The following is a 26,674-nucleotide window of genomic DNA, read 5'->3' as shown; positions in this document are numbered from 1 at the left end:
GGCCCTCGGCGAATGCTTACGTTGGGCCAGCCTCAAAGGACAACGCTATGATCAATCAACGCAATACCATCATTCCAGCCGACTGCATCCTCATTCACACAGACGGGTCATGCATCGGCAACCCCGGCCCCGGAGGTTGGGCGGCTTCACTTCGGCGCATGAAGGGTGGTGCCGAGGTGAAAAAGCTCATCGTGAAGGGTGGTGACCCTGCGACAACCAATAACAGAATGGAACTTGTGGCTGCAATCGAAGCGCTAAAGAGCCTGCGCGTGGACGAAGTTTCGCCAATTATCATTCGGTCTGACAGCCAATATCTGGTAAAGGGGATGACCGAATGGCAACCGCATTGGGTCGCCCGAGGGTGGCGGAAAGCTGACGGAAAGGCTGTCGGAAACCAAGACCTCTGGAAGGAACTGATCGCCAGTGCGAGGGGGCGAACTTTACAATGGCACTGGGTGCGCGGGCACATGGGGAACAAAAGTAATGTGGAGGTCGAAGTCATCACGACCGCTGAGGCGCAAGCGTGAAGCCACGCGCGACTGGCGCGTCAATCGCTAGTATTCGAAACTTGACATAAGGTCCCGACGCAAAGGGAGACGATGTGCTATGCGGGGACATTTCCGCCGTTCGCAGCACCTGCACAAAAACCTTTCGCGGCTACGGCATCATCGATACGGAGGGCGGCCAGTAGACCTTCGCTGGAGGTGCGAAAGCAAAATAACTGTTGCAAGATCAGACGGTGCCTTGGGAGCACAGGTGACGCGGAATAGCCTTGCAGTCATGAGGCAAATTATTCAATCTTAGCTTCGGCACTGGAGGGTTAGTGAGTGTAGACTTCGCTAAAGAGGCGGTTCCGAATGATAGGGACAGATGATCAAATGGCACAGTGCAAAGAACGGAGGCGCAAATTAAATGGTCTATCCAAATAGAGGTGGATTTCATCTTGTTTCATTCGCAACACCAGAATTTACGCTTCCACTGTTCGATCAAAAAGATTTTGATTCTGGGCCAAAAGCTTCAATTCTGATAGGTCCTAATGGCTCTAATAAAAGTAGAGTTCTTTCTGCTCTTGTAGAAGAACTCGTTAATATCGAAGGCTTGAGGCGAGAGTTCGTTGATAAAGTGATACCGGATGCGGAGAAGATCAGGCAGTTTAAAATTCAGAATCACTCTCTTTCTCTCGGTCGCTCGCTATTGGAGAAGTCTCGCAAAAAGACTTCCCATGAATCAGATGTACCCCAAGCAAGATTAGAGTACTGGCTGGCTGACAGCTATTGGAGCGTTGAGCGCCGAGATCGAGACCTCACAGTTTGGAAAGACGGTAAAAAGGTCAACAGCCGTTCCCTTCTATTTCCTGATCGCGCAATTGCCGTTGCACATCTACCCACCGATCGTTTTAAGTTCACCCGAAACGAAGACGACGACTTTTATGTTTATCTAGGTCTCCGGCAAGCGACCAACATGACGACTACTGGTGCTCTGGAAAACAAAGTTCTTTTAGGCTTCGTGAATGCTATTGGACGTACCCGGGCCTTAAGTATTTTCAAGAACTGGTTTGAAGATTTAGGTTTGAACAGCTCACTCAAAGTTGAATTGGGCCTCAATAGGCGATCGCTCCTTGAAGCTGACGACTTTCAAACATTCCGGGACAAAGCCCTTGATTATTTTGAAAGGTTAGCAGGGCCATTGCGCGAACTGAGTGACGAACGCAGAGATCAAGCCCGAATCCAACTAGAAGAATTCTGGCCCTTTTTTCAAGCCTTGCGTGAATTCTCCGTAACCCGGAATCGAGGTCGTCTACGTCATGGGTCAGTTATTTTCTCAATTAACTTTGATCTTGAACACTTTCCTAGCCTATTTAGCGAGTTTGATGTTGCCAAAATGATCGATCTTGGAAGGCGGCTTCGTGTGATCTCCGATGCGGCCCTTGTGTTCTTGAAGTCTGGACAAGAATTCCGGTTTTCCGAGTTGAGCTCAGGAGAGCAGCAAATACTCGGGACTGTTATCCGATTTGTCGCTCATCTCGGTGAAAACTCTGTATTGGTCATCGATGAACCAGAGGTTAGCCTTCATCCAGCATGGCAAAGAATCTATCTCCCTCGCCTACTTGAAACACTTAAGCAATTCCCACAAACGCATGCGATTATCGCGACGCACTCTCACTTTATCGTTTCTGACGTCTCCGAAAAACAAGCCTCAGTGACCGTTGCGAGCAACGTCCCAGGCTCAAGGTTTCAGTCATTTGATGGCGATGTCTACGGCAGGTCTCCAGAAAATATTCTCTATCGAGTTTTCGGTATAGCAACGACCAGTAATTTCTATGTTGAAAGAGACTTAACAAAGGCGCTGAGAATGATTTCGGGCGTGGATGAACTTGATCTGCACCGCCTCCGTTCAATTTATGAGCGTCTTCAAGTGGTTGATGAGCCCGATAATGAAGCAATGATTGAAATCTTGGACCGAATCCAAACGGTACTCGAAAGGAGTGGAGGCTAGTGCTTAATTTGGATGCTTGTGCGCAGATAATTGATGCCGTCCTTGCTGCAGTTGAGACAGTCCTCAACCAACCTGATACTAAAGGTTGGTCAAGCCAAGCAAAATGCGTAAATGACTTCAAGTACGAGATCATGACTCAAGGCCTGCAGATGCAAGGCTCACGATGTGTTTGGTGCACACTTGAAGTTGCGGAGAAGGGACACAGGACTGCACATCGAGATCATATCGCTCCGAAGAACCGATATGCACAGTGGACCTTTACGCCAATGAATCTTGTGATCTCTTGCGAGTATTGCAACGGCTTCAAGGTTAAAGGCGAGTTGGACACCGTTTCGGTTTGTGCCGAGCAATATGCAGACTCCGAATTCGTGATAGTCCATCCTTACATCGATGATACCAGCATCCACATTCGGTTTGTTGACAATGAGGCTGGTCATCCGATCTTGATTGAGGGTCTTTCGGACCGAGGAACTTGGACGATTGAGACTATGAGTTTGGATTCTACACATATGACCAAACAGCGTGCTAAAGATTTCATTTTCGCGCGAGAAACGGAGGCCTTGGCTGAGGCAGATTTGGATATTCTCAAGCGTGCGCTCAATCGCCGTGTCTAGCTTCTTGTAGCCCCCAACCCTGAACCTATTGTGATTGCGTATAATGCGGGAGGGTGCAGAGCACTAGCCTCAAGCAGCTACTCGTCACTAAACGTCATAATGCGGCAGCTTCTGTATTTCCCGCCAAAGGGCTTTGACAGTCGTTTCGCCATAGTCTGTACTCACCCTGCCATCTTCATGCCCGGTGATAGCGTTACTATATTCTGTGTCGATGTCGAAATCACGTGCCAGTGTCTTGAACCTGTGACGCCATCCATGGTTTGGCCAGACGCGTAAGTCAGTAACGCCTGCAACGCCTCGCACCCATTGCCCGATCTTTTTGCCTGCGTTCTTTGCTCTCGTGCCAGAATTCTCATCAGCCTTCTTTGGGGAGTAGAAAATGGGTCCATCGGGTTGTGACTGGATGAATTCTAGCAAACCCATCGCAATCAACTGCGGATGCAAAGGGACAATGCGGTAGTTCCCGGTTTTAACAGAGCCAGCTTCAGGGGTGATGCGAATGCAGGCTATTCCGTAATCCTCGAGCAGGTCTTCGCGGCGCATCTGGGTAATCTCGCTGATGCGTGCCCCCGAAAAGGCACATATCCATGGCACCCAGCGAATTGCCATTTTGTTGCGTTCTTCCATCGCCCCAAAGGTGGACGGGTCACAAAGTGTAGCGGCAAGGATGGCGCTGGCCTCGTCATCTGTGAAACCCTTAGATCGGGTCTTCTTGGTTTTTGGAACCGAGACCTTCACGCCATCTGTCGGGTTCGTTGCAAGCTTTCGCCTGCCAGTGCCCGCGTTAAACACGGACTTTGCGGCTGCTAGATATTTGTCCCTGACGGTCTTGGGGGCAAACTCCTTTTCATGGCGAAGGTGGTCGCACCAATCTGCTATGTTCTCCCCCGTGGTGCGCAGGGCATCATCGTGTCCGAGAAAGGCTTTCAGATCGTTGATTTTCTGTCGGAAGTCATCTGCCGTTTTCTGCGGCTTGTCGTTTGCAAGGTGATCTCGTTCCCACAGCTCGAACAAGGATGTGATTGTCACCTCTTCAGGAGCCTTTAAAGGTGCCTTGGAGGCAGCCCTCGGGTGCTGAGAGAGGGGGAACCGGTCCGCCTTTTGGTCGGGGCTGTAATCGCCCTGTGAGCGCTTCAGTTGGAATTCCGACCATTGCAGCCAGACATCATGCAAGGCTGCACATAACCGATTATGACTGTAGGTATCGGTTGAAAGGCCTTCTTCGAGGAGCAAGCGATCAGCTTCGGGGCCAAACCATTTTTCGATAACTTGATCTGTCAACTGGTTTTTGTCGAACTTGTCGAGCATTGTCGTCCACATTGAGGGCTCACCGGGTTCATCTTCGACTGAAGCGACGAGGGTTCTGTAGAAACCTCCCGCCATGGTCATGATCTTCTTGTGTGGAATGGGCTCCGGTTTTGCCCGCAAAGCCTGCCAGACGCGCGCCTGCTTCTGGAACGCCTCGGCATGCCGCGTCTTGGCTTCGGCCTCATCTTTCGTGTTGAGTGACCAGCTCACCTCTGCCTTCCCGAAAGTCCGACGCAGATCGGCGGGGGTTTTTTGGCGGAAATAGAATACGCCGGTCTTGGAGTTTTTGACTGGTCGAGACATGTGTAAAACCATAGCGGTGTAGAACCTCGGTGTAGAACCGAGCATCATCCAACCCACTAATATTGCCTATCTTTTTGCTATTAAAGGGAAAAAGATGGTGCTGTGAGAGAGGATTGAACTCTCGACCTCACCCTTACCAAGGGTGTGCTCTGCCACTGAGCTACCACAGCATGGCCAACCGGCGCTTGCCGCGGCTAGGTAGTCGGAATTTTCGCGCTGTGCAACCCTTATCTGGACGGTTTTTGAAACTTGCGTTACGAGGGGGCATGAGTGATGCAAAGGCAAATAAGGCAGGGACAGCAAAAACCCGCGATGCGGCACGGGCCGCGCGGTTGAAAGCGGCCCTGAAAGCGAATATCGCCAAGCGCAAGGCGCAGTCCCGCGCAAGAACAGACGCGCCCGATGATGGCGCGCCAAAAGATAAAGAGTGAAGGGCAGAGTAGATGGATTCGATTGTTGTTACTGGAAACGGCCCGCTGAAAGGGGAGATCCCGATTGCAGGGGCAAAGAATGCCTGCCTGACCCTGATGCCCGCCACGCTGCTGACAGATGCGCCCCTGACGCTGACCAACGCGCCGCGCCTGTCCGATATTGCAACCATGTCCGATCTGCTTGGCTCGCTTGGGGCCGAGGTGGCCAGTTTGCAAGATGGCAAGGTGCTGGCCCTGTCCAGCCATGACCTGACCTCGCACCGCGCGGATTACGACATCGTGCGCAAGATGCGCGCCTCGATCCTTGTTCTGGGGCCGATGCTGGCGCGCGACGGGCATGCTGTGGTGTCGCTGCCCGGTGGTTGCGCGATCGGTGCGCGCCCTGTGGATTTGCATTTGCGCGCCCTTGAGGCGCTGGGCGCAGAGTTGAGCCTGCGCGATGGCTATGTGCATGCGAAAGCGCCCGGCGGCCTGAAGGGCGCGCGGTTCCGCTTTCCCATCGTGTCGGTCGGGGCGACCGAGAACGCGCTTATGGCGGCCACTTTGGCGAAGGGCACAACCATTCTGGAAAACGCCGCGCGCGAGCCGGAAATCGTCGATCTGGCGCAATGTCTGCGCCGCATGGGTGCCCAGATCGAGGGCGAGGGGACAGGCACGATCACCATTCAGGGCGTGGCCAGCCTTGGCGGGGCCACGCACCCTGTGGTGACCGACCGGATCGAGCTGGGCACCTATATGCTGGCCCCTGCCATCGCGGGCGGGTCGGTCGAATGTCTGGGCGGGCGGCTGGATCTGGTGCAGGCTTTCGCCGACAAGCTGCAAGAGGCCGGTGTCGAGGTGACAGAAACGGCGCGCGGCTTGCGCGTGACGCGCAACTCTGACCGGCTGCGCCCTGTCAATGTGTCCACCGAACCTTTCCCCGGTTTTCCGACCGATTTGCAGGCGCAATTCATGGCCGCCATGTGCACCGCCGATGGTGTGTCGGTGCTGGAAGAGCATATTTTCGAGAACCGCTTTATGCATGCGCCGGAACTGACGCGCATGGGTGCGCAGATTGAGGTGCATGGCGGCACCGCAACTGTGACTGGTGTGCCCAAGCTGCGGGGCGCGCCCGTCATGGCCACCGATTTGCGGGCATCTGTGTCGCTGATCCTTGCCGCCCTTGCCTCGGAAGGTGAAACAGTGGTGAGCCGAGTCTATCATCTTGATCGCGGATATGAGCATGTTGAAGACAAGCTGGGCGCCTGCGGGGCCAGAATAGAACGGATCAAGCACACATGACTGATGCACGTTTCGAGGATGGGGCCGAACGCCCGCTGCGCCTGCAAGCGCTGGATGCCGATGATCTGAAGGTGATCTCGGCGCTGGTGCAGGATGCGGTTTTCCCCACCCCCGAAATGACCTTTGACCGCAAGCGCCGCCGCTTTGCACTGCTGATCAACCGCTTCCGCTGGGAAGACCGCCCGCGCGCAGAGCGGGGCGGCGATTTCGAGCGCGTGCAATCGGTGCTTTTGGTCAATGACGTGATGGGTGCGGCAACCACAGGCTTTGACCGCGCGGATGCAGACCTGATCCTGTCGCTGCTGGCGCTGGAGTTTCGGGCCAGCGCAGATGGTGCAGGCCATCTGTCGCTGATCCTTGCCGGAGATGGCGAAATCCGGCTGGAGGTGGAATGTCTCGATGTCGCACTATCTGACGTCACGCGGCCCTACCGCGCGCCCTCGCGCAAGGCCCCTGAACACCCGTTGGATAAGGACAGCTGAATGCCCGTGTTTCTTGACAGTCGTGATGCCAGCTTCAACGCGGGCTTTGCCGCATTGCTTGGGGCCAAGCGCGAAGATGCCGTCGATGTGGATGACACGGTCGCGGCCATCATTGCAGATGTGCGCGCGCGCGGTGACGCCGCCGTAATTGACCTGACCCTGAAGTTCGATCGCCTGCAGCTGACGCCGGACACGCTGGCCTTTTCTGAAGACGAGATTGACGCCGAATGCGCCCGCGTCCCCGAGCATGAGCGCGCCGCACTGGAACTGGCCGCCGCCCGCATCCGCGCCTATCACGCCCGCCAGCGCCCCGAAGACAAGCGCTGGCACGATGAATATGGCGCAGAACTGGGCTGGCGCTGGGGGCCGGTGGGCGCGGCGGGGCTGTATGTGCCGGGGGGGCTGGCAAGCTACCCGTCTTCGGTGCTGATGAACGCGATTCCCGCGCAGGTCGCAGGGGTCGAGCGGCTTGTGATCTGCGCCCCCACGCCGGGCGGGGTGGTCAACCCGCTGGTGCTGCTGGCGGCAAGATTGTCCGGCGTCGAAAAGGTCTACCGCATTGGCGGCGCGCAGGCTGTGGCCGCAATGGCCTATGGCACAGAAACAATCGCGCCGGTCGACAAGATCACCGGCCCCGGAAATGCCTATGTCGCTGCGGCCAAGCGCCGCGTCTTTGGCCGTGTCGGGATCGACATGATCGCAGGCCCGTCAGAGATACTGGTCATCGCAGACAGCGACAACGACCCAGACTGGATCTCGCTGGACTTGCTGTCGCAGGCCGAACATGACGAAAGCGCGCAATCGGTGCTGATCACCACGGATGAAGCATTTGGCCGCGCGGTCATGCAGGCCGTGGACAAACGCCTTGAGACATTGGAGCGCCGCGCGATTGCGGGGGCAAGCTGGCGCGATTACGGCGCGGTGATTCTTGTGCGCGATCTGGCCGAGGCCGCCGCGCTGTCAGACCGGATCGCACCCGAACATCTGGAACTTTGCGTGGCCGACCCCGAAGCGCTGCTGGGCCAGATCCGCCACGCGGGCGCCGTGTTTCTGGGCCATTGGACGCCCGAGGCGATTGGCGATTATGTCGGCGGCCCCAACCATGTGCTGCCCACTGCGCGCTCGGCGCGGTTCTCCTCTGGCCTGTCGGTTCTGGATTTCATGAAGCGCACAACCCTTGCGCGCATGACCCCAGAGGCACTGGCAGCCATCGGCCCTGCGGCCGAACAGCTTGCCATCTCCGAGAGCCTGGAGGCGCATGGGCTGAGTGTGCGCGCAAGGCTGGAGCGCCTGAACCGCTAACGGCGCACATGCGGCAGGCGGCGCGTCGTTGAGTATTTTTTAGCAAGAAAATGAAGGAAGGGTTTTCCTTTCATCCTTGGCGTGTCACTTCTTGCAGGCACGATCAGCAGGGGGCAGGACCATGCCGTATTTCACAACTCCGGACGGGGCGAAGCTGCATTATACAGATGAAGGGCATGGCCGCGCGCTGCTATGCCTGTCGGGACTGACGCGCAACGGGTCTGATTTCGACTATCTGGCCCCCCATCTGCCGCCCCTTCGATTGATCCGGCTGGATTATCGCGGGCGCGGGCGCTCGGACTGGACCGGCGCGGACAGCTATACGGTGGTGCAGGAAGGCGCAGATGTTGTGGCGCTGCTGGACCATCTGGGGCTGGATCAGGTGGCCATTCTGGGAACCTCGCGCGGGGGGATCATTGGCATGTATCTGGCGGCGGTGGCGCGCGAGAGGGTGCGGGGCCTGTGCCTGAATGATGTGGGGCCCGTGATAGAGGCAGAGGGGCTGGCGCGGATTTCCGATTATATTGGCCAGACCCCGTCTGCGCGCACGCATGCACAGGCGGCCATCGCGCTTGAACGCGCTTTTCCCGAATTCTCTGATGTGCCCGAGGGGCGATGGCTGCAAGAAGCGCGGCGGCATTTCATTGCAACCGATCAGGGGCTGGAGTTGAACTACGACCCCGCCTTGCGCGAGGCCTTTCTGGCCGCGATGGAGGGGGGCGGGGGCGACCTGTGGCCCATGTTCGCAGCCTGTGCGGGGATGCCCTTGGCGCTGATCCGTGGGGCCAATTCCAACCTGCTGAGTGCGGCAACCGCCGCCGAGATGCAGCACTTGCGCCCCGATATGCTGTTCGCCGAAGTGCCGGGGCGCGGGCATATTCCGTTTCTGGACGAGCGTCCGTCGCTGCAAGTTATTCATGAATGGCTGGGGAATTGCCTGTGAATTATGAAATGATCGCGGCAGCCGCGCGCCGCCTTGACGGCCATGCGCGGCGCACGCCACTGCTGTCTTCACCCTTTCTGGACAAGATCGCGGGGCGGCGTGTCTATGTAAAGGCGGAATGCCTGCAACATACCGGCAGCTTCAAGTTCCGGGGTGCATGGTCGGCCATGACCGCGCTGCCAGAGGCTGCGCGCGGGGTGATTGCGTTTTCGTCTGGCAATCATGCGCAGGGGGTGACCTATGCCGCGCGGCTGCGCGGGCTGCCTGCGCTGATCATTATGCCGCAAGATGCGCCTGCGGTGAAGATCGCCAATACCCGCGCCTTGGGGGCAGAAGTTGTGCTCTATGACCGCACGAGTGAAGATCGCGATGCGCTGGGCGCGGCGCTGGCCGCGGAACGCGGGCTGGAATTGATCCAGCCTTTCGACCATCCGCAGGTGATCGCGGGGCAGGGCACCACAGGTCTGGAAATTGCCGATCAGGCGCGCTGCGAGGGCGTCGCAGAGGCGCAGGTTCTGGTGTGCTGCGGAGGTGGGGGGCTGACCTCGGGCATTGCCCTTGCGCTGGAACAGGTCGCGCCACAGATGCGTGTCCGCACGGTCGAGCCGGAGGGGTTTGACGATGTGGCCCAATCGCTGGCGCAGGGCCGGGTGGTGGAAAACCCCACACGCTCTGGCCTGTGCGATGCGATTGTCACACCGCGCCCGGGCAGGCTGACATGGCCCATTTTGCAGCGTCTGTGCGGGCCGGGGCTGGTGGTCAGCGATGATGAGGCGCTGCGCGCGATGGCGCTGGCGCATGACCGGCTGAAACTGGTGCTGGAGCCAGGCGGCGCGGTGGCGCTGGCGGCGGCCCTGTTCCACCCCGGCCAGATTGCAGGTGAGGCTGTGATCGTCACCGCCTCGGGCGGGAATGTGGACTGCGCTGTGTTCCAGCGCGCCTTGGCAATGGGGGACGCGTATGCCGCTGGCTGATCTTGGCGAAATCCGTCTGCACTACCAGTTCACTGGCCCCGAGGGTGGGCTGCCTGTGGTGTTCTCGAACGGGCTTGGAACCGATCTGCACATGTGGGACCCGCTGATGCCGCATCTGCCGCCACATTGGCGCATCCTACGCTATGACAGGCGGGGGCACGCGCAATCCGATATCGCACCGCCCCCCTATTCCATGGGCCAGCTGGTGCGCGATACCGAAGCGCTGCTGGATCATCTGGGCCTGCGCGCATGCGTCTTTGTCGGCCTGTCGCTGGGGGGCATGGTTGCGCAAGGGCTGGCCGTCAAGCGCCCCGATCTGATCCGCGCGCTTGTCCTGTCGAACACGGCCGCGCGCATCGCCACCAAAGACATCTGGGAAGAGCGGGCGCGCCTTGCCCGCGCAGGCGGGCTGGAAGCGCTGGCCGATGCCTCGCTCGCGCGCTGGTTCTCGCCTGCCTTTCGCGCCAGCCCAGACGTGGCGCAGTGGCGCGCCATGTTCGTAGGGGCTCCGCTGGACGGCTGGCTGGGCGGTGCGGCGGCCATTGCGGGAACCGATTTCTACACCACCACGGCCAGCCTGCGCCTGCCAACCTTGGGCATTGCAGGGGACCGGGATGGATCGACCCCGCCTGATCTGGTGCGCGAGACGGTCGATCTGGTGCCCGGCGCTGAGTTTGCACTGATCCGGGGTGCAGGCCATCTGCCGCATGTGGAACAGCCCCGGAGATATGCTGAAATCCTGACGGGGTTCATCCACAAACACGGGCTGGAGTGATTGGCGCATGCCTCATTTTCTTGCTAAAAATACTCAAATAACCCCGCCTGCCAACACGGGCGAGGATGGGGGTGTGAAAACCCGTTTCCCATCCCGCCTCGGGCGCGCTAGGGTGGAGCATCCGACAACAGGCAGGCCCGCATGAGCGAGACGCAAACCCCCTATCAGGTTCTGGCGCGCAAATACCGCCCCGAGAGTTTTGCCGATCTGATCGGGCAGGATGCGATGGTGCGCACCTTGCGTAATGCATTCGCGGCAGACCGCATCCATCATGCTTTCGTCATGACGGGCATTCGCGGCACCGGCAAAACCACCACAGCGCGGATCATCGCCAAGGGGCTGAACTGCATTGGCGCAGACGGGCAGGGCGGCCCCACGACCGAGCCGTGTGGCGTGTGCGAGCATTGCCGCGCGATTACCGATGGCCGCCATGTCGATGTGCTGGAAATGGACGCGGCCTCGCGCACGGGTGTGGATGATATCCGCGAGATCATCGCCTCGGTCGCCTATCGCGCGGCCTCGGCACGCTATAAGATCTACATCATCGACGAAGTTCATATGCTGTCGAACAACGCATTCAACGCGCTGCTCAAGACATTGGAAGAACCGCCAGCGCATGTGAAATTCATCTTCGCCACCACCGAGATTCGCAAAGTGCCGGTCACGGTTCTGTCGCGTTGCCAGCGGTTTGACCTGCGCCGGATCGAACCGGAAATCATGATCGCGCATCTGGACCGTGTGGCGCAGGCCGAAGGGGGGCAGGTGGCGCAAGACGCGCTGGCGCTGATCACCCGCGCCGCCGAAGGGTCGGTGCGCGACGCGATGAGCCTTCTGGATCAGGCGATCAGCCATGGTGCGGGGGAGACCAGCGCCGATCAGGTGCGCGCGATGCTGGGGCTTGCGGACCGCGCGCGGGTGCTGGACCTGTTCGACCATATCATGCGGGGCGATGCGGGCGGGGCTTTGGCCGAACTGGCCGCGCAATATGCCGATGGCGCGGACCCGATGGCGGTGCTGCGTGATCTGGCCGAGATTACCCATTGGCTGAGTGTGACCAAGATCACCCCGGATGCGGGCAATGATCCCACCCTGAGCCCTGAAGAACGCGACAGGGGTGCCGCCATGGCGCAGGCCCTGCCGATGCGCACGCTGACACGCACATGGCAGATGCTGCTAAAGGCTTTGGAAGAGGTGGCCAGCGCCCCCAATGCGATGATGGCCGCCGAGATGGCGATCATCCGCCTGACCCATGTGGCCGACCTGCCCAGCCCCGAAGAGCTGGTGCGCAAATGGCATGACCAGACACCGCCCCCGCCCGGCACAACGCCGGGCGGGGGGGCGGACAGGCCAGCGCGTGCGCCAGAACCTGCCGGCGCGGGGCCGTCTGCGCAGCGCTCCGGTGGCGGCGGGCGGGGGGGCGGGGCGCAGGCCGCCTTGGCCGAGCCTGTGTCCGCCTTGGCGCATTATCCCGATTTCGACGCCGTGGTTGCAATGATCCGCGAGAAGCGCGACATGGCGCTGCTGATGGAGGTGGAAACCTGTTTGCGGCTGGTAAAATACTCTCCCGGCCGGATCGAGTTCCAACCGACCGAGACTGCCGCGCCCGATCTGGCAGCACGGCTTGCAGGTCGCTTGCAGGGCTGGACAGGGGCGCGCTGGGGGGTATCTGTCACTGCAACAGGCGGCGGCGCGACACTGGCCGAGCAGCGCGCCACAGAACTGGGCGTGAAAGAAGATGTGGCGTTGCAAAATGTCCTTGTGGCGGCCGTGTTTCAGTGCTTTCCCAATGCCAAGATATCCGAGATCAGGGATTTGAAAGATGCTGAAACCGCCGCTGCCGCCGAAGCGCTGCCCGAGGTGGAAGACGTGTTTGACCCCGACTGGGACCCGTTTGAAGAAACATGAAGAAAGGCTGACAAAATGTTGAAAGGTTTGGGCGGAATGGCCGATATGGCCAAGATGATGAAAGCCGCGCAGGATATGCAGGGCAAAATGGCGCAGCTTCAGGATGACTTGAAGTCGATCACTGTGACCGGCGAATCCGGCGCAGGGCTGGTCAAGGCGACGGCCACCGCGAAGGGCGAGTTGACCGCGCTGGATATTGACCCCTCGATCTTCAATTCCGACGACAAGGAAGTGGTGGAAGACCTGATCCTTGCCGCGATCAAGGATGCGCAGGTCAAGGCGGATGCGCGTGCCAAAGAAGAAATGGGCAAACTGACCGAGGCCATGGGCCTGCCGCGCGACATGAACCTGCCATTCTGAGCCGCGCAAGGGAATGGAGCGCGCGCCCAACGAGATAGAGGCGCTGATCGCGCAGATCGCGCGGCTTCCCGGTCTGGGGCCGCGCTCGGCGCGCAGGCTTGTGTTGCACCTGATCCAGCGCCGCGACCAAAGCCTGCGCCCGCTTCTGGCAGCACTCGATCGCGTGGCGCAAAGCGCGCAGACCTGCAGCGCATGTGGCAATATCTCGACCCTGCCTGTCTGCGAGATTTGCACCGCGCCAAAACGCGCCACAGGCGAGATTTGCGTGGTCGAGGATGTGGCCGATCTTTGGGCGATGGAACGTGGCGGTGTCTTTGTCGGGCGCTATCATGTGTTGGGGGGCACATTGTCGGCACTGGATGCGGTCGGCCCGGAAGAGTTGCGCATTCCCGAACTGGTGGCGCGGGTGCAGGCCGAAGGGGCGCGCGAAGTGATCCTTGCGCTGGCCGCCACAGTCGATGGACAAACCACCGCGCATTATATCGCAGACGCCTTGGCGGGGCTGGATGTGCAGGTCACGGCGCTGGCGCAAGGCGTGCCCATGGGGGGCGAGCTGGATTATCTGGACGATGGCACCATCGGGGCTGCCTTGCGCGCGCGCAAGGCGGTGTAAGGGGGCTTTGCCCCCCTGCGGCTGCGCCGCATTCCCCCCAGAGTATTTTCAGCAAGAAAATGTCAGAATACTTGCATCCCGTCCGGCGGGGATAGGCGGTAATGGGCAAGGCGGGATTCAAGACTGCCCAAATGCAGCTCCAGCTTATGGCCATCCGGGTCCAGCAGATAGAGCGAGGCACCTTCCGAGCGGTTGGTTTTCCATTGCCGCCAGTCTGTCAGCCGCGCGCAAAGGGTCTTGAAATCTTCGGCGGTGCAGGACAGCGCGATATGGCTGTCATCGGCCCGATGGGACGGTGTGCCCTGTTCCAGACACAGCCAAAGGCTGCCGCTTTCGAGATAGGCCGAGCACGGCCCTTGTGCGCGCAGCGACATGCCAAGGATGCTGGTATAGAATGTCACGGCGCGCGGCACTTCGGCAACCACCAAAGTGATATGGTTGACGCCGGTGATCATTGGCGCGCTGCCGCCATCAGAAATTCTGCTCGCCCTGCTGCCATGCCTTTGCCAGATTGCCAAAGCGGGTGAAGCGCCCCTCGAAGCTGAGTTCGACCGTGCCGATGGGGCCGTGGCGCTGCTTGCCGATGATCACCTCGGCCTTGCCATGGACGGTTTCCATCTTGGCTTGCCATGTGGCCATCTTTTCGTGCTCGTCCTCGCCGGGTTTTTCGCGTTCGCGGTAATATTCATCGCGGTAGACGAACATCACCACATCGGCATCCTGCTCGATCGAGCCGGATTCGCGCAGGTCCGACAGTTGCGGGCGTTTGTCTTCGCGCGATTCCACGTTCCGCGACAGCTGCGATAGCGCAATAACAGGGATGTTCAGCTCTTTGGCGATGGCCTTTAGCCCTTGGGTGATTTCCGAGACTTCCTGCACGCGGCTTTCCTTCGAGGTGCCGCGCAGAAGCTGGAGGTAGTCCACCATCAGCACATCCAGCCCATGCGTGCGCTTGAGGCGGCGCGCGCGGGCCGCAACCTGACTGATGGGCAGGGCGGGCGTGTCGTCAATGTAAAGCGGGCAGGCTTCCAGTGCCTTGGCGGCCTCGACGAAGCGGCGGAATTCGCCCTCGGTCATGTCGCCGCGCCGGATCTGTTCCGAGGGCACCTCGGAGGCCTCGGACAGGATGCGCGCGGCCAGCTGCTCGGCGCTCATCTCAAGGCTGAAAAAGCCCACCACCCCGCCATCCACAGCCCCTTCGGAGCCGTCATGTTTCAGCCCGTGTTTATAGGCTTTGGCGATGTTGAAAGCGACGTTTGTGGCCAGAGAGGTTTTGCCCATCGAGGGGCGTCCGGCAAGGATGATCAGGTCGGACGGGTGCAGCCCGCCCAGTTTTTTGTCCAGATCGATCAGCCCGGTTGAAATGCCCGCAAGCCCGCCTTCGCGCTGATAGGCGGCATTGGCCATGTTCACCGCATCTGTCACCGCCTTGAGGAAGCTTTGAAAGCCGCGTTCGGCCACGCCCTGTTCGGCCAGTTTATACAGCCGCTGTTCGGCCTCGACGATCTGTTCTTTCGGCTCGGACGTGACATCCATTTGGGCGGCGCGGGCGGATATGTCCTGTCCAAGGCGGATCAGGTCACGCCGCACTGCCAATTCGTAGATCATCTGTGCATAATCGCGCGCGGCATAGGCGGAAATCGCAGCCGCCGCGATGCGGGCCAGATAGGCGGGGCCGCCCAGTTCCTTCAGCCCCTCATCCTCTTCCATGAACGCCTTGAGCGTGACCGGAGAGGCGAGCGCGTTCTTGCGGATGCGGGTGCTGGCTATCTCGAATATGCGCTGGTGCACAGGGTCGTGGAAATGTTCGGGCTTCACCAGCGACGAGATGCGGTCATAGACATCGTTATTGACCAGAATCGCACCCAGAAGCTGCTGCTCTGCCTCGATGTTATGGGGCATCGGATTGGCTGTGCCATCGTTTTGCGACCGGATCGCCGTGATCTCGTTCATTGTGCCACCTGCCTGACCTGCTTTTGATTGGGGGTGTGATAGCAGATGGCAGGGGGGGCAGGCAAATTGTATAAGCCTGTGGGTTGCCTGTGGATAAGCTTTATCTGGTGGGGCGGCGTGTTTGTGCCGCAAAATGCAGGGGCGGCGCGCGAGAGGCAGGGGGCCGATGGCCTGCGCTCTTGCCCCTTGCCGCCCCTTGGGCTAAGGCCAAGCCGACCCCGAGGCCAAGGAGTGCGCGCGCATGGCGAAGAACAAGGGCCCCAGACGCCCCAAGGCAGAGACGCCCAAGGGCTTTCGTGACTATTTCGGCGCGGAAGTGACCGCGCGCAAGGCCATGCTGGACCGGATCGCGGCGGTGTATCATCGCTACGGATTCGACGCGCTGGAAACTTCCGCCGTGGAAACGGTCGAGGCATTGGGCAAGTTCCTGCCCGATGTGGACCGCCCGAATGAAGGCGTGTTTGCATGGGAAGAAGATGCCGACTGGCTGGCGCTGCGCTATGATCTGACAGCGCCGTTGGCCCGCGTGGCGGCGCAATATCGCAACGATCTGCCAAGCCCCTATCGCCGCTATGCAATGGGGCCGGTCTGGCGCAATGAGAAACCCGGGCCGGGGCGGTTCCGGCAGTTTTATCAATGTGATGCGGATACAGTGGGGGCGGCCAGCGTGGCCGCCGATGCCGAGATTTGCGCCATGCTCTCGGATGCCTTGGAAGAGGTGGGCATTCCGCGCGGGGATTATGTGATCCGCGTCAATAACCGCAAGGTGCTGAACGGGGTGATGGAGGTTGCGGGGATACTGGACCCCGCTGATCCGTCAAAGTTCGAGCACGAGCGCGGCATCGTGCTGCGCGCCATCGACAAGCTGGACCGGCTTGGGGTTGAAGGGGTGCGCGCGTTGCTGGGCGAGGGGCGCAAGGATGAGAGTGGGGATTTCACGAAGGGGGCGGGGCTGGGTGCTGTTCAGTCAGATGTGGTGATGGGTTTCATGGATGCCCTGCGCGACAGCGGCGCTGCAACCTGTGCGCGCCTTCGGGAACTGGTGGGCAGTTCACAGGGCGGCACGGAAGGTGTGGGCGAGTTGGTAGAAATTGCCGCCCTCCTTGACTCCCAAGGCTACGGCCCCGACCGCATCATCATCGACCCCTCGGTGGTGCGCGGGCTTGGCTACTACACCGGCCCTGTGTTCGAGGCTGAACTGACCTTTGAAATCCTTGATGAAAAAGGCCGACCGCGCCAGTTCGGCTCTGTGGCGGGTGGCGGGCGTTATGATGATCTGGTCAAGCGCTTTACCGGCCAGTCTGTGCCTGCAACTGGCGTCAGTATTGGCGTGGACCGGCTGCTCGCCGCACTCGCGGCCAAGGGGCGGCTGGACGATGCAGCACTTGGGCCGGTTGTGGTGACGGTCATGGACCGCACCCGCATGGCCGATTACATGGGCATGGTGAATGAGCTGCGCGCCGCAGGCATCCGCGCCGAAATGTATCTGGGCAACCCCAAGAATTTCGGCAACCAGTTGAAATATGCCGATAAACGCCAAAGCCCTGTCGCCATCATTCAGGGCGAGGATGAGGCCGCGCGCGATGTGGTGCAGGTGAAAGACCTGATCCTTGGCGCAAAGCTGGCGGTTGATGCCACAGTTGAAGAATGGAAATCCCAGCCCGCGCAAGTGGAAGTGCCGCGCGCCGATCTGGTGGCGACAGTGCGCGAGATTATGGGGCGGCACGGATGACACGCGCCCAAGCCATTGCAAGCGCCTTGCTGGCGCAGATGCAGGATGCGGGCGCGCTGCCTGTAGCGGCGGATATCCTGCAACCTGCGGAAACGCTGCTGGACCTGTATGGCGAGGATATCCGCGCGCGCGCCTATGTCACCCATGACCCCGCCTTGGGCGAGATGATGTTGCGGCCGGATTTTACAGTGCCGGTGGTGCAGGCGCATATGCGCGAGGGGGCAGAGCCTGCGCGCTATTGCTATTCGGGCGCGGTGTTTCGCAAGCAAGAGCGCGCAGGCGGGCGGGCGCGCGAATATCTGCAAGTGGGCTATGAGGTGTTTGCCCGCGATGACCCCGCGCGCGCAGATGCGGAAGTGTTCGCGCTGTTTGCGCGGCTGCTGGCAGAGTACGACTTGCGGCCTGTGACAGGTGACATGGGCATATTGAAAGCCGCTGTGGCAGGGTTGGAGACAAGCCCCCAGCGCAAGGCCGCACTGCTGCGCCATATCTGGCGGCCCCAGCGCTTTCGCGCGCTGCTGGAGCGGATGGGCGGGCATGGCCCCTTGGCGCAGGCCCGCGCCGACCTGATTGCGCAATTGCGCAGCCGCCCTGCTGACGCGCTGCTGCAAGAGGCAGGCCAGATGGTGGGCCTGCGCAGTGAAGATGACATTCGCGCGCGCATCACCACATTGCTGGCAGATGCCGCGACACCGCCCATCCCGCGCGCACAGGTGGCGGCGCTGGAAAACCTGCTATCGCTCAAAGCGCCTGCGCGTGCGGCGCTGGCTGCGATGCGCGTGCAGAACTGGGCCGCCCTTGCCCCCGCGCTTGACCGGCTGGAGGCGCGTCTGGATGCGCTGGACGCGGCTGGCATTGACAGTGCCAACCTGCCATTCGAGGCCAGTTTCGGGCGCACGACAATGGAATATTACGATGGCTTCGTGTTCGGTTTTGTCTCTGCGCGCGACGACCTGCCGCCTGTGGCCAGCGGCGGGCGCTATGACGCGCTGACGGCTGTGCTGGGGCAGGGGCGCGCCATTCCGGCAGTGGGCGGGGTGATCCGCCCCGGAACCCTGGCCGCACTGGAGGGCGCAGCATGACCCTGAAACTGGGTGTCCCGTCCAAGGGGCGGTTGATGGAGAAAACCTTTGAATGGTTCGCCGCGCGTGGTGTCAGCCTGTCGCGCACAGGCGAGGCGCGCGAATATGCCGGTGCGGTCGACGGGGTCGAGGGGGTCGAGCTGGTCTTGCTCTCTGCCTCTGAAATCCCGCGCGAACTGGCAGCGGGGCGGATTCATTTGGGCGTCACCGGCTCTGACCTTGTGCGCGAGGATCTGGCGGATTGGTCCGCGCAAGTGGCGGAACTGGCCCCGATGGGCTTTGGCCATGCCGATCTGATCGTGGCGGTGCCCAAAGCATGGGTCGATGTTGAAACGCTCGATGATCTGGATGCGGTCGCCAGCGCGTTTCGGGCACAGCACGGGTTCCGGCTGCGGATTGCCACGAAATACCATCGGCTGGTGCGCGACTATCTGCGCGCGCATGGGGTGGCGGATTATCAACTGGTGGACAGTCAGGGCGCGACCGAAGGCACTGTCAAGAACCTGACCGCCGAGGCAATTGCCGACATCACCTCCACTGGCGAGACATTGCGCGCCAATCATCTGAAAATCCTGCGCGATGCGCCGGTGCATTGCTCGCAAGCCACGCTATTTGCAGCGCGGGGCGCGGATTGGGGGCAGGTGGCCGCGCCAATGGCAAAGCTGGCGCAGCGCCTTGGCATCACGCTGCCGCAAGAGATGTCCCTGCAAGACAGCTAGAGCGGGGCGTCCCATTCCGGCGCGCCATGACCCCGGACTTGATCCGGGGTCTCCGTGTCGCTACCGTGGCGCATCAAGATTTGTCTGAAATCTTGGTTGTCCAAAAGCCGGATTGGCTTATTCTTGCCGTTTTTCCCCGGTATCATTCGCGCAATGACGGCAGGATTTTTAGATGCAAAGCATTCGGGACATTTCTTCCCCTTCCCCGCAAAACGTGCGCCGTAGGCGTGTTTTCTATATTCCCGGCTATGACCCGTTTCCTCCGCGCCGCTACCGCGAATTATACCGCTGCGAATCGACCGATCAGGCGCGCATTTCCGGCTACCAGATCACCCAGCGCCCGAAATCAGGCAGCGGGCCATATGGTTGGGTGGTCACCACAGATGTTGACGGGCACCACACCCAGAGCGAGATCAATATTCTACAATGGTCCGACATCGTGAAGGATTCGATGCAGGCCGGTATATTTGCCACCTATCTGCTTTTGGTGAAAACCGCATGGGTCTATTTGTCCACAGGGGTGTTGTTCCGGCTGTTCCGGCTGCGCGCGGGTCCGGGCATTGCGGCGATGTATCCGGTGGTCATGCTGCTGGGCCAGTTGGCGATTGCGATTCTGGCAGCGGGGCTGGTGGGCTGGGGTCTGGCTGCGCTCATGCCCCCATGGCTGGCCTATGTGCTGGGCCTTGGGGTTATCCCACCAGTCCTGCACGGGTTTCGCAAGATTGATGGCCGGTTTTTCGTGCATTACCTGCTGCTGGATTTCGCCTTTACCGCCAAGCACAAGGGCCGCAACCCGCCCGAACTGGAAGCGCGGCTGGATGAATTTGTAGACCTGATCGCCGCCGCCCTGCACGATGAGAGCCTTGATGAAGTGTTGGTCGTGGGCCATTCGTCCGGCGTGCATCTGGGCGTGTCGGTGCTGGCGCGGGTGATCCGCGCGGGCCATGCAGGAGCACATCAGAAACTGGCCTTTTTGTCCTTGGGCCATGCTGTGCCAATGCAATCCTACCTGCCAGAGGCACAGGGCTTGCGCGCGGATCTGCGCTACCTGTCGCAGCGCGACGAGCTGTTCTGGCTGGATGTGACCGCCCCCGGCGATGGGTGCTGCTACGCGCTATGCGATCCGGTGTCGTGTTCCGGGGCCGCGCCTGCCAGCGGCAAGCGCTGGCCCTTGATGATCTCGGCCGCTTTTACCCAAAGCCTGACGCCGCAAACTTACCGCAAATACAAGCGCCGCTATTTCCGGCTGCATTTCCAGTATCTCTGCGCGTTTGATGCGCCCAAGGATTACGATTATTTCCTGATTACCGCAGGCCCGCGCAGCTTGGCCGACCGCTATAGGGGGCGCAAACCCTCGGCCAGTGTCAGCACGGCCTGCTATTTACCCAAAAGCCAGCACTTGACATGACACGCCCCCCCATGCCCGACCACCGCCCCGAGCGCATTCGGTTCTGGCAGCATCTGGCCATGTTCCGGCGCGATATTCTGTCCACCCAGCCTGCGCGGCTGTATCGGGCGAAAATGGCCGAAGTGAAGCTGCCGTTTCTGCATTCTGTCATGGTGAATACGCCAAATCTGGTGCGTCTGGTGTTACAGGAACGCCCGCGCGATTTCCCGAAATCCGAACGTGTGCGCGAAGGGTTGCGGCCTTTGCTGGGCAATTCGGTCTTTGTCACCAACGGCCCCCTGTGGGAACGCCAGCGCCGCATGATCGACCCCGCCTTCGAGGGGGGGCGCCTGCGCGATACATTCCCCGCCATGTGGGACGCTGCCCAAGGCGCGGCAGCCCGCTTGCCCCAAGGCCCGACTGAGATTGAGGCGGTGATGAGCCATGCCGCCGCCGATGTCATTTTCCGCACCCTGTTTTCGGTGCCGATTGAAGATGACACGGCCCGGCAGGTCTATCAGACATTCCGTGCCCATCAACGCTCTGCCCCGATCCTGAACCTTGCCGCATTTGTGCGCTTGCCAAAGGTCTTTCCGCGCGTTTTTTCACGCAAGACGCGCGATACCGCAGCACAAATCCGCGCCTTGATCACACAGATGACCGCAGCGCGCATGGGCGCAATCCGCGATGGCACCGCCCCAGATGATCTGGCGACCAAGATCATGACCACCCGCGATCCGGTGACGGGGGACAGGTTCGACACGGATGAAATGGTCGATCAGGTGGCGATCTTCTTTCTGGCGGGCCATGAAACCAGCGCCTCTGCGCTGGCTTGGGCGCTGTATCTGATCGCCACCCACCCCGACTGGCAAGCGCAACTGGCCGACGAAGCCCAAGCCCTGCGCCCCTATCTGGAGGCAGGCACCGCGCCAGATTTCGGTGTGCTGCGCCGCTTCCCCCTGATCCGTGACACGTTCCGAGAGGCGTTGCGTCTTTATCCGCCTGTGCCGATGCTGGTGCGAGAGGCCGCACAGAGAGAGGCATTTCGCGGGCGCAAACTGGGACGGGGCACGCAAGTGGTGGTGTCGCTGTGGCATATGGGGCGGAATGAAAACATCTGGCCCGACCCGCATGAGTTCCGCCCCGAACGCTGGCAGCAGGACGACACAAAAGCCTGCGCGCGTGACGGGTTTTTGCCCTTTTCGGTGGGTGCGCGGGTTTGCCCGGGTGCAGGCTTTGCCATGGCCGAGGCTGTGCTGATTTTGGCGCGCCTGCTCTGCGACTACGAGTTTCGCCCCGTCGCAGGCCGCGTGCCGGTGCCGATGGCCCAAATGACCGTGCGCGCGCGCGATGGGATCTGGCTTGATCTGCGCGCGCGCCGCTGATGTTGTGCAACTGTCATTGGGTGCCGCCAATCGGTCACGAAGGTCGGTAAAGCGGGACTTTGCGGACATAGCAGTTATGGGTACTAAGCCGCGCAGCGTCGGGCCGCGGTGCGGCGATCCTCGCGCCCTGCTATAGCGCTTTATGCTGGCCAAATCCGCGTAAGATCAAAGCTTTGTGCATAGCCAAGCCAAATCGCCGTGCCGATGGTGCGGCCCGGCGATGCGCGGCGGGCCTGCGGCCCTTGATTCCGCGCAGGGTATGCCCCCAAGCCCGCCTTGCAGCCGTTAGGACTCTTGCGTGAGGTGCACAACACCAAATGCCTACAGCGCGCTGAAGCCGAAGCCTTGGGGGATCGTATCGCGCCCCTCCAGCACCAGATCGGCCATGCATCCGGCAAGGACAGGGGCCATTGCAAAGCCGATCTTGAAACCGCCATTGAAGACAAAATGCCCCTCGCGCCCCGGCCATGCGCCCAGCAGCGGCGCGCGGCTTTTGGCGCGGGGGCGCACGCCTGCCCATGCCTCTATCACAGGGGCGTCTTGCAGGGCGGGGCAGGTGGCGCGTGCACGCGCCAAAAGTGTGTCACATTGCCCGTCCACGCCAGCGGCGTCGGTAAATTCCCGCTCGCTGGTGGAGCCTATGGCCACAGTGCCATCGGCATGGGGAACGATATGCAAGCCGTCGGCAAATATCTGCGGGGCGTCGGGGCTGGCATGGCGCAGCAGGATCGACTGCCCCTTGACGCCGGACCCGATGGGCCGGCCCAGTGCCGCTGACAGATCATCCAGCCCTTCATGGCCCGTGGCCCAGACAGTCAGCCCATCACCCTGCGGCACCTCGCCTGTGCTGATCGTGCCCCCCAATGCTTGCACCGCCCCAGCCAGCGCCTGCCCTGCGCGCCTTGGGTGTAACCGCGCACTCAGCGTGTCATGGATCACCCAACCCGAGGGGGTGACCAGTGGCAGGCCCGGCGCGTCTTGCGCGCGCATGACCTGCCATGTTGCAAAGCCCTTCCACAAATGGGCGGCATTGTCCGCGCGGGCGTGCGCAAGCGCCAGCGCATCGGCAGAGACAGGCTGCACGCGCCCCAGCCGCGCATAGCCCGGATCAACCCCAGACACCCCTGCCACCCGCGCCCAGAAAGATGCCGCCATGCGCAGCGCCTCAAACTGGAACGCCTTTTTGTCGTTCCAGTTTTCCGGCACATGCGGGGCCAGCGCGCCGACCAGCCCACCGCTGGACCCCGCCCCGATATGGCGCTTCTCGATCACATGCACCCGCGCGCCGCGCTCGGCACAGACCAGCGCCAGCGCCAGCCCGAACACGCCCGCGCCCATGATCGTTACATCGGCCATTGTCATTTCCCTTCGCGCTCTGCATGACTGTTTCACATGTGACATAAAGCAGACCGGCATGAACGACCAGCACGCAGAACTCGACTGGAGAGAGGGCGAGATTCCCATCTCGACCCGCTTCGATGACCCCTATTTCTCGCTTGAAAGCGGGCTGGAGGAAACGCGCCATGTGTTCTTACGCGGCAACGGATTGCCCGAACGCGCGGGGCCGGATTTTCACATCGCAGAGCTTGGTTTCGGAACCGGCCTGAACCTGTTGACCACGCTGGCCGCCTTGGGCGACCGTGGGCCTGTCCGCTACACAAGTTTCGAGGCGTTTCCGATGTCGGGGCCAGATATGGCGCGCGCGCTGGCGGCCTTTCCCATGCTGGATGCGGCCCCTTTGCTGGCCGCATGGGGCAGCGGCGCGCGGCGCTTCACTTTGGGCGGGGCAGAGGTTGAGATTATCATCGGTGATGCGCGCGAAACCCTGCCGCGCTGGCAGGGCCTTGCAGATGCGTGGTATCTGGACGGCTTCTCCCCCGCGAAGAACCCCGAACTGTGGTCAGACGCTTTGATGCTGGAAGTGGGCCGCCACACTGCACGGGGCGGCAGTTTCGCCACCTATACCGCCGCAGGCCATGTGCGCCGCGCACTCAGCGCGGCAGGCTTCGACGTGACCCGCAGCGCCGGATACGGGCGCAAACGCCACATGAGCACAGGCCACAAACCATGACCGAGCAGAACAACACCCTTGGCATCTGGCTGATGATTGCCACAGCCTTTGTCTTTGCCATGCAAGACGGGCTGTCGCGCCATCTGGCAGGGGAATATAATGTCTTCATGATCATCATGATCCGCTACTGGTTCTTTGCCAGTTTCGTAATCGTGGTAGCCGCGCGGCAGGCGGGGGGGCTGCGCAGCGCAGTGGCGACGAAACAGCCGCTTGTGCAGATCTTTCGCGGCGTGCTGTTGGCGCTGGAAATCTGTGTGATGGTTACGGCCTTTGTCGTGCTTGGGCTGGTTGAAAGCCATGCCGTCTTTGCGGTCTATCCGTTGCTGATTGCAGCACTTTCCGGGCCGGTTTTGGGGGAAAAGGTGGGCTGGCGGCGCTGGGTTGCCATTGGGATCGGGTTTCTGGGGGTGTTGATCATCTTGCAGCCGGGCTTTGGGGTGTTCCAGCCTGCCGCGCTGATCCCCTTGCTGGCCGCCTTCATGTTCGCGCTGTATGGCCTGCTGACGCGCTATGTCGCGCGCGATGACAGCGCTGCTGTCAGCTTTTTCTGGACAGGCACTACGGGCGCTGTGACGATGACCGCCATCGGCATCTGGTTTTGGGAACCGATGGTGCAAAGCGACTGGCTGTGGATGGGGCTTTTATGCCTGACCTCGGCTTTCAGCCATTACCTGCTGATCCGCGCCTATGAGGTGGCAGAGGCCAGCGCCGTGCAACCCTTTGCCTATTTGCAACTGCCCTTCGCGGCAGCCCTTGGAATACTTGTGTTCCATGAGGCCATTCGCACCAATGTGCTGATTGGCGCAGGCGTCGTTGTGGGGGCGGGGCTGTTCACGCTGTGGCGCGCGCGCGTCAGCAAGGCGTAAGGTCTTCATATATTCGGATTGCACCATATAAACTGACACCCTAAGCTGCGCGACAGGGAAGAGACAGGAAGACACGATGCACAAGTTATGGGTTCTGGTTGCCATTCAGGCCACAGTTGCGGCAGCCTCGCTGGTGGTGGAGATTGTGGCGGGGCGGATGCTGGCCCCCTATGTGGGCATGTCGCTTTATACATGGACATCGGTGATTGCCGTGGTGCTGGCAGGGTTTTCCGCAGGCCATTGGGTGGGCGGGCGTCTGGCGGAATGGCCCGCTGACCGCGCCTTGCGCGCGAATGCATGGGCCATGCTGCTGGCCGCAGTCACAACCGCGGGCGCGGTGTTCTTGCTACGGGTCACGGCGGGGCCAGTGATTACAGTGCTGGAAGACCCTGTCGCCGCGATTGTCGCGCTGACCATGCTGGTGTTCTTCCTGCCATCCTTCTTTGCAGGTATTCCAGCACCGATCCTGTCGCAGATCGCTGTCATGCGCCACCCCGAACGCTCTGGCCGCGCTTTGGGGGCGATGTTTGCCGCAGGCGCATGGGGCGCGATTATCGGGACGCTGGCGGCGGGGTTTGTGTTCATCTCTTGGCTGGGGTCGGTGGGAACGCTGACTGTGGTGACAGTGGTTTACATTGCTGTCGCTTTCTACAGCTTCATGGCGGCAAACGGTGTCAGCCGTTGGCTGGTGCAGGGGGCGGTTGCATCGCTGGTGCCGCTGGCCTTGGCCGGTGCCGCCCTGTACCGGCCTGACCCTTGCACAGTCGAGAGCGATTATTTCTGCATCCGTGTGGTCGATATTTCCGCCACCGCAGATGAACCCGTGCGCCTGATGGTGCTGGACCACCTGGTGCATGGCATCTCGGACGGGACAGATGCCAGCGCCATGTTGACCCCGCATGGCATGATGCAGGACGGGCTGTCGCGCATGCGCATGGCAGGGCGCACGCATTGGGACGGGTTCATCATCGGGGGCGGCACCTATACGGTGCCGCGCGCATGGGTCGAGATGGGCGAGCCAGTGGATGTGACTGTCGCCGAAGTGGACCCTGCAGTGACGCAAGTGGCGGCTGAAAGCTTCTGGTTCGACCCGGATAGCATGCGCGTGGTCCATGCCGATGCGCGCAATGTGCTGGCGCGCGAGGACACAACCTATGACCTGATCCTTGGCGATGCCTTTACCGATATCGCGGCCCCGCCGCATCTGATCACGCGCGAGTTTTTTGATCTGGCGGCGTCACGGCTGAACCATGATGGCGCGTTTCTGATGACAATCATCGACCATATGGACCGGCTGGATGTTCTGGCCTCGCTAAGTGTGACCGCGCGCGAAGTGTTTGACGTGGTCGAAATCTGGGCCGATCCCAGCCATGATACCAGTCAGGCGCGGCGGGTGTTTCTGATGGTGGCGGGGGCCAGCCCTTCGCCTGTCAGCCAGATCCGCCATGACGGGCCGGAACCGCGTCAGGCCGTGCGGATCGCGGCATCCTCGCTGCAAGGGATTATCGAGGACCGCCGCGCGATTGTGCTGACAGATGACTTCGCGCCGATTGACCGCCTTCTGGGGCGCGGGGGCTGAGGGGGCGGTTCGAGGGCGTAAGGTACCATTGACTGTTGACTCAAGCCGCGCAGCGTCGGGCCGTGGTGCGGCGATCCTGGCGTCCTGCTACAGCACTTTATGCCAGCCAAATC

At 61.0% G+C, this 26,674-nt stretch carries 25 protein-coding genes and 1 tRNA gene; 21 read left to right on the top strand and 5 right to left on the bottom strand.

Annotated elements, in window-relative coordinates; all coding sequences use genetic code 11:
• The 3 genes from BG455_RS02205 to BG455_RS02195 form a co-directional block, all read left to right on the top strand.
• Window positions 1–527, top strand: a 527-nt coding sequence (locus BG455_RS02205) for a ribonuclease H family protein (protein ID WP_218147528.1), incomplete at its 5' end; no start/stop codon positions are given.
• A 385-nt stretch (window positions 528–912) separates the two neighbouring features.
• Window positions 913–2,496, top strand: coding sequence for an AAA family ATPase (locus BG455_RS02200; RefSeq protein ID WP_084386091.1), 1,584 nt, complete (start codon window positions 913–915; stop codon window positions 2,494–2,496).
• Complete coding sequence (locus BG455_RS02195) at window positions 2,496–3,110, top strand: HNH endonuclease family protein (RefSeq protein WP_071468324.1); 615 nt, start codon at window positions 2,496–2,498, stop codon at window positions 3,108–3,110. Before BG455_RS02200 ends, BG455_RS02195 begins: the two co-directional genes overlap by 1 nt.
• Window positions 3,111–3,197: 87 nt before the next feature.
• Here BG455_RS02195 and BG455_RS02190 read toward each other — a convergent pair whose 3' ends face one another.
• Both BG455_RS02190 and BG455_RS02185 read right to left on the bottom strand, forming a co-directional pair.
• Complete coding sequence (locus BG455_RS02190) at window positions 3,198–4,721, bottom strand: site-specific integrase (protein WP_143079864.1); 1,524 nt, start codon at window positions 4,719–4,721, stop codon at window positions 3,198–3,200.
• A 95-nt stretch (window positions 4,722–4,816) separates the two neighbouring features.
• Window positions 4,817–4,891: transfer RNA gene (locus BG455_RS02185), tRNA-Thr, on the bottom strand.
• A 96-nt stretch (window positions 4,892–4,987) separates the two neighbouring features.
• Here BG455_RS02185 and BG455_RS17240 point away from each other — a divergent pair.
• The 10 genes from BG455_RS17240 to recR all read left to right on the top strand — a co-directional run bounded on the left by BG455_RS17240 (window position 4,988) and on the right by recR (window position 13,787).
• Window positions 4,988–5,152, top strand: a complete 165-nt coding sequence (locus BG455_RS17240; protein WP_170124785.1) for a hypothetical protein — start codon at window positions 4,988–4,990, stop codon at window positions 5,150–5,152.
• Between the two features lie 12 nt (window positions 5,153–5,164).
• Window positions 5,165–6,433 (top strand): UDP-N-acetylglucosamine 1-carboxyvinyltransferase, encoded by a 1,269-nt coding sequence (gene murA / locus BG455_RS02180; RefSeq protein WP_071468323.1) that lies wholly within the window; start codon window positions 5,165–5,167, stop codon window positions 6,431–6,433.
• Window positions 6,430–6,915: a DUF2948 family protein gene (locus tag BG455_RS02175; protein WP_071468322.1), complete on the top strand. Its 486-nt coding sequence runs from the start codon at window positions 6,430–6,432 to the stop codon at window positions 6,913–6,915. The genes murA and BG455_RS02175 overlap by 4 nt, the downstream gene beginning before the upstream one ends.
• Window positions 6,916–8,217, top strand: a complete 1,302-nt coding sequence (gene hisD / locus BG455_RS02170) for a histidinol dehydrogenase (RefSeq protein ID WP_071468321.1) — start codon at window positions 6,916–6,918, stop codon at window positions 8,215–8,217.
• Between the two features lie 121 nt (window positions 8,218–8,338).
• Window positions 8,339–9,160, top strand: a complete 822-nt coding sequence (locus BG455_RS02165) for an alpha/beta fold hydrolase (protein ID WP_071468320.1) — start codon at window positions 8,339–8,341, stop codon at window positions 9,158–9,160.
• Window positions 9,139–10,134, top strand: a complete 996-nt coding sequence (locus tag BG455_RS02160; protein WP_084386089.1) for a threonine ammonia-lyase — start codon at window positions 9,139–9,141, stop codon at window positions 10,132–10,134. The genes BG455_RS02165 and BG455_RS02160 overlap by 22 nt, the downstream gene beginning before the upstream one ends.
• On the top strand, window positions 10,121–10,909 hold the full coding sequence (gene pcaD, locus BG455_RS02155) for a 3-oxoadipate enol-lactonase (protein ID WP_071468319.1): 789 nt from the start codon (window positions 10,121–10,123) through the stop codon (window positions 10,907–10,909). The genes BG455_RS02160 and pcaD overlap by 14 nt, the downstream gene beginning before the upstream one ends.
• Window positions 10,910–11,050: 141 nt before the next feature.
• A complete protein-coding gene (locus BG455_RS02150) occupies window positions 11,051–12,814 on the top strand; it encodes a DNA polymerase III subunit gamma/tau (RefSeq protein ID WP_071468318.1) in 1,764 nt (587 codons plus the stop codon).
• 15 nt (window positions 12,815–12,829) lie between these two features.
• Window positions 12,830–13,174: a YbaB/EbfC family nucleoid-associated protein gene (locus BG455_RS02145; RefSeq protein WP_071468317.1), complete on the top strand. Its 345-nt coding sequence runs from the start codon at window positions 12,830–12,832 to the stop codon at window positions 13,172–13,174.
• Between the two features lie 13 nt (window positions 13,175–13,187).
• Window positions 13,188–13,787: a recombination mediator RecR gene (gene recR, locus BG455_RS02140; RefSeq protein ID WP_071468316.1), complete on the top strand. Its 600-nt coding sequence runs from the start codon at window positions 13,188–13,190 to the stop codon at window positions 13,785–13,787.
• Between the two features lie 62 nt (window positions 13,788–13,849).
• Here the strand turns inward: recR and BG455_RS02135 are convergent, their stop codons facing one another.
• Window positions 13,850–14,242 (bottom strand): VOC family protein, encoded by a 393-nt coding sequence (locus tag BG455_RS02135; RefSeq protein WP_071468315.1) that lies wholly within the window; start codon window positions 14,240–14,242, stop codon window positions 13,850–13,852.
• Between the two features lie 16 nt (window positions 14,243–14,258).
• Window positions 14,259–15,740: a replicative DNA helicase gene (locus tag BG455_RS02130; protein WP_071468314.1), complete on the bottom strand. Its 1,482-nt coding sequence runs from the start codon at window positions 15,738–15,740 to the stop codon at window positions 14,259–14,261.
• A gap of 241 nt (window positions 15,741–15,981) precedes the next feature.
• Here BG455_RS02130 and hisS point away from each other — a divergent pair, with 241 nt between their 5' ends.
• The 5 genes from hisS to BG455_RS02105 all read left to right on the top strand — a co-directional run bounded on the left by hisS (window position 15,982) and on the right by BG455_RS02105 (window position 22,045).
• Window positions 15,982–17,472: a histidine--tRNA ligase gene (gene hisS / locus BG455_RS02125; RefSeq protein WP_071468313.1), complete on the top strand. Its 1,491-nt coding sequence runs from the start codon at window positions 15,982–15,984 to the stop codon at window positions 17,470–17,472.
• Window positions 17,469–18,554 carry an ATP phosphoribosyltransferase regulatory subunit gene (locus tag BG455_RS02120; RefSeq protein ID WP_071468312.1) on the top strand — a complete coding sequence of 362 codons (1,086 nt, stop codon included), beginning with the start codon at window positions 17,469–17,471 and terminating at the stop codon, window positions 18,552–18,554. Before hisS ends, BG455_RS02120 begins: the two co-directional genes overlap by 4 nt.
• On the top strand, window positions 18,551–19,273 hold the full coding sequence (gene hisG / locus BG455_RS02115; RefSeq protein WP_071468311.1) for an ATP phosphoribosyltransferase: 723 nt from the start codon (window positions 18,551–18,553) through the stop codon (window positions 19,271–19,273). The genes BG455_RS02120 and hisG overlap by 4 nt, the downstream gene beginning before the upstream one ends.
• Before the next feature lie 172 nt (window positions 19,274–19,445).
• Window positions 19,446–20,681, top strand: coding sequence for a hypothetical protein (locus BG455_RS02110; protein ID WP_177190865.1), 1,236 nt, complete (start codon window positions 19,446–19,448; stop codon window positions 20,679–20,681).
• The gene (locus tag BG455_RS02105; protein WP_071468310.1) at window positions 20,678–22,045 is read left to right on the top strand and encodes a cytochrome P450; all 1,368 of its coding nucleotides are present in this window, start codon (window positions 20,678–20,680) and stop codon (window positions 22,043–22,045) included. The genes BG455_RS02110 and BG455_RS02105 overlap by 4 nt, the downstream gene beginning before the upstream one ends.
• Window positions 22,046–22,366: 321 nt before the next feature.
• Here the strand turns inward: BG455_RS02105 and BG455_RS02100 are convergent, their stop codons facing one another.
• A complete protein-coding gene (locus BG455_RS02100) occupies window positions 22,367–23,407 on the bottom strand; it encodes an NAD(P)/FAD-dependent oxidoreductase (protein WP_071468309.1) in 1,041 nt (346 codons plus the stop codon).
• 52 nt (window positions 23,408–23,459) lie between these two features.
• On the opposite strand from BG455_RS02100, the gene mnmC2 reads away from it, so the two are divergent.
• From mnmC2 to BG455_RS02085, 3 genes are all read left to right on the top strand, one after another.
• Window positions 23,460–24,116: a tRNA (5-methylaminomethyl-2-thiouridine)(34)-methyltransferase MnmC2 gene (mnmC2, locus tag BG455_RS02095; RefSeq protein WP_071468308.1), complete on the top strand. Its 657-nt coding sequence runs from the start codon at window positions 23,460–23,462 to the stop codon at window positions 24,114–24,116.
• Window positions 24,113–24,982, top strand: a complete 870-nt coding sequence (locus tag BG455_RS02090) for a DMT family transporter (protein WP_071468307.1) — start codon at window positions 24,113–24,115, stop codon at window positions 24,980–24,982. Before mnmC2 ends, BG455_RS02090 begins: the two co-directional genes overlap by 4 nt.
• A gap of 76 nt (window positions 24,983–25,058) precedes the next feature.
• On the top strand, window positions 25,059–26,561 hold the full coding sequence (locus BG455_RS02085; RefSeq protein WP_071468306.1) for a fused MFS/spermidine synthase: 1,503 nt from the start codon (window positions 25,059–25,061) through the stop codon (window positions 26,559–26,561).
• The last annotated feature ends 113 nt before the right edge of the window (window positions 26,562–26,674 follow it).

Source organism: Roseinatronobacter thiooxidans (assembly GCF_001870675.1).
Lineage (GTDB): Bacteria > Pseudomonadota > Alphaproteobacteria > Rhodobacterales > Rhodobacteraceae > Roseinatronobacter > Roseinatronobacter thiooxidans.
This window is presented reverse-complemented; position numbering and strand designations above follow the sequence as displayed.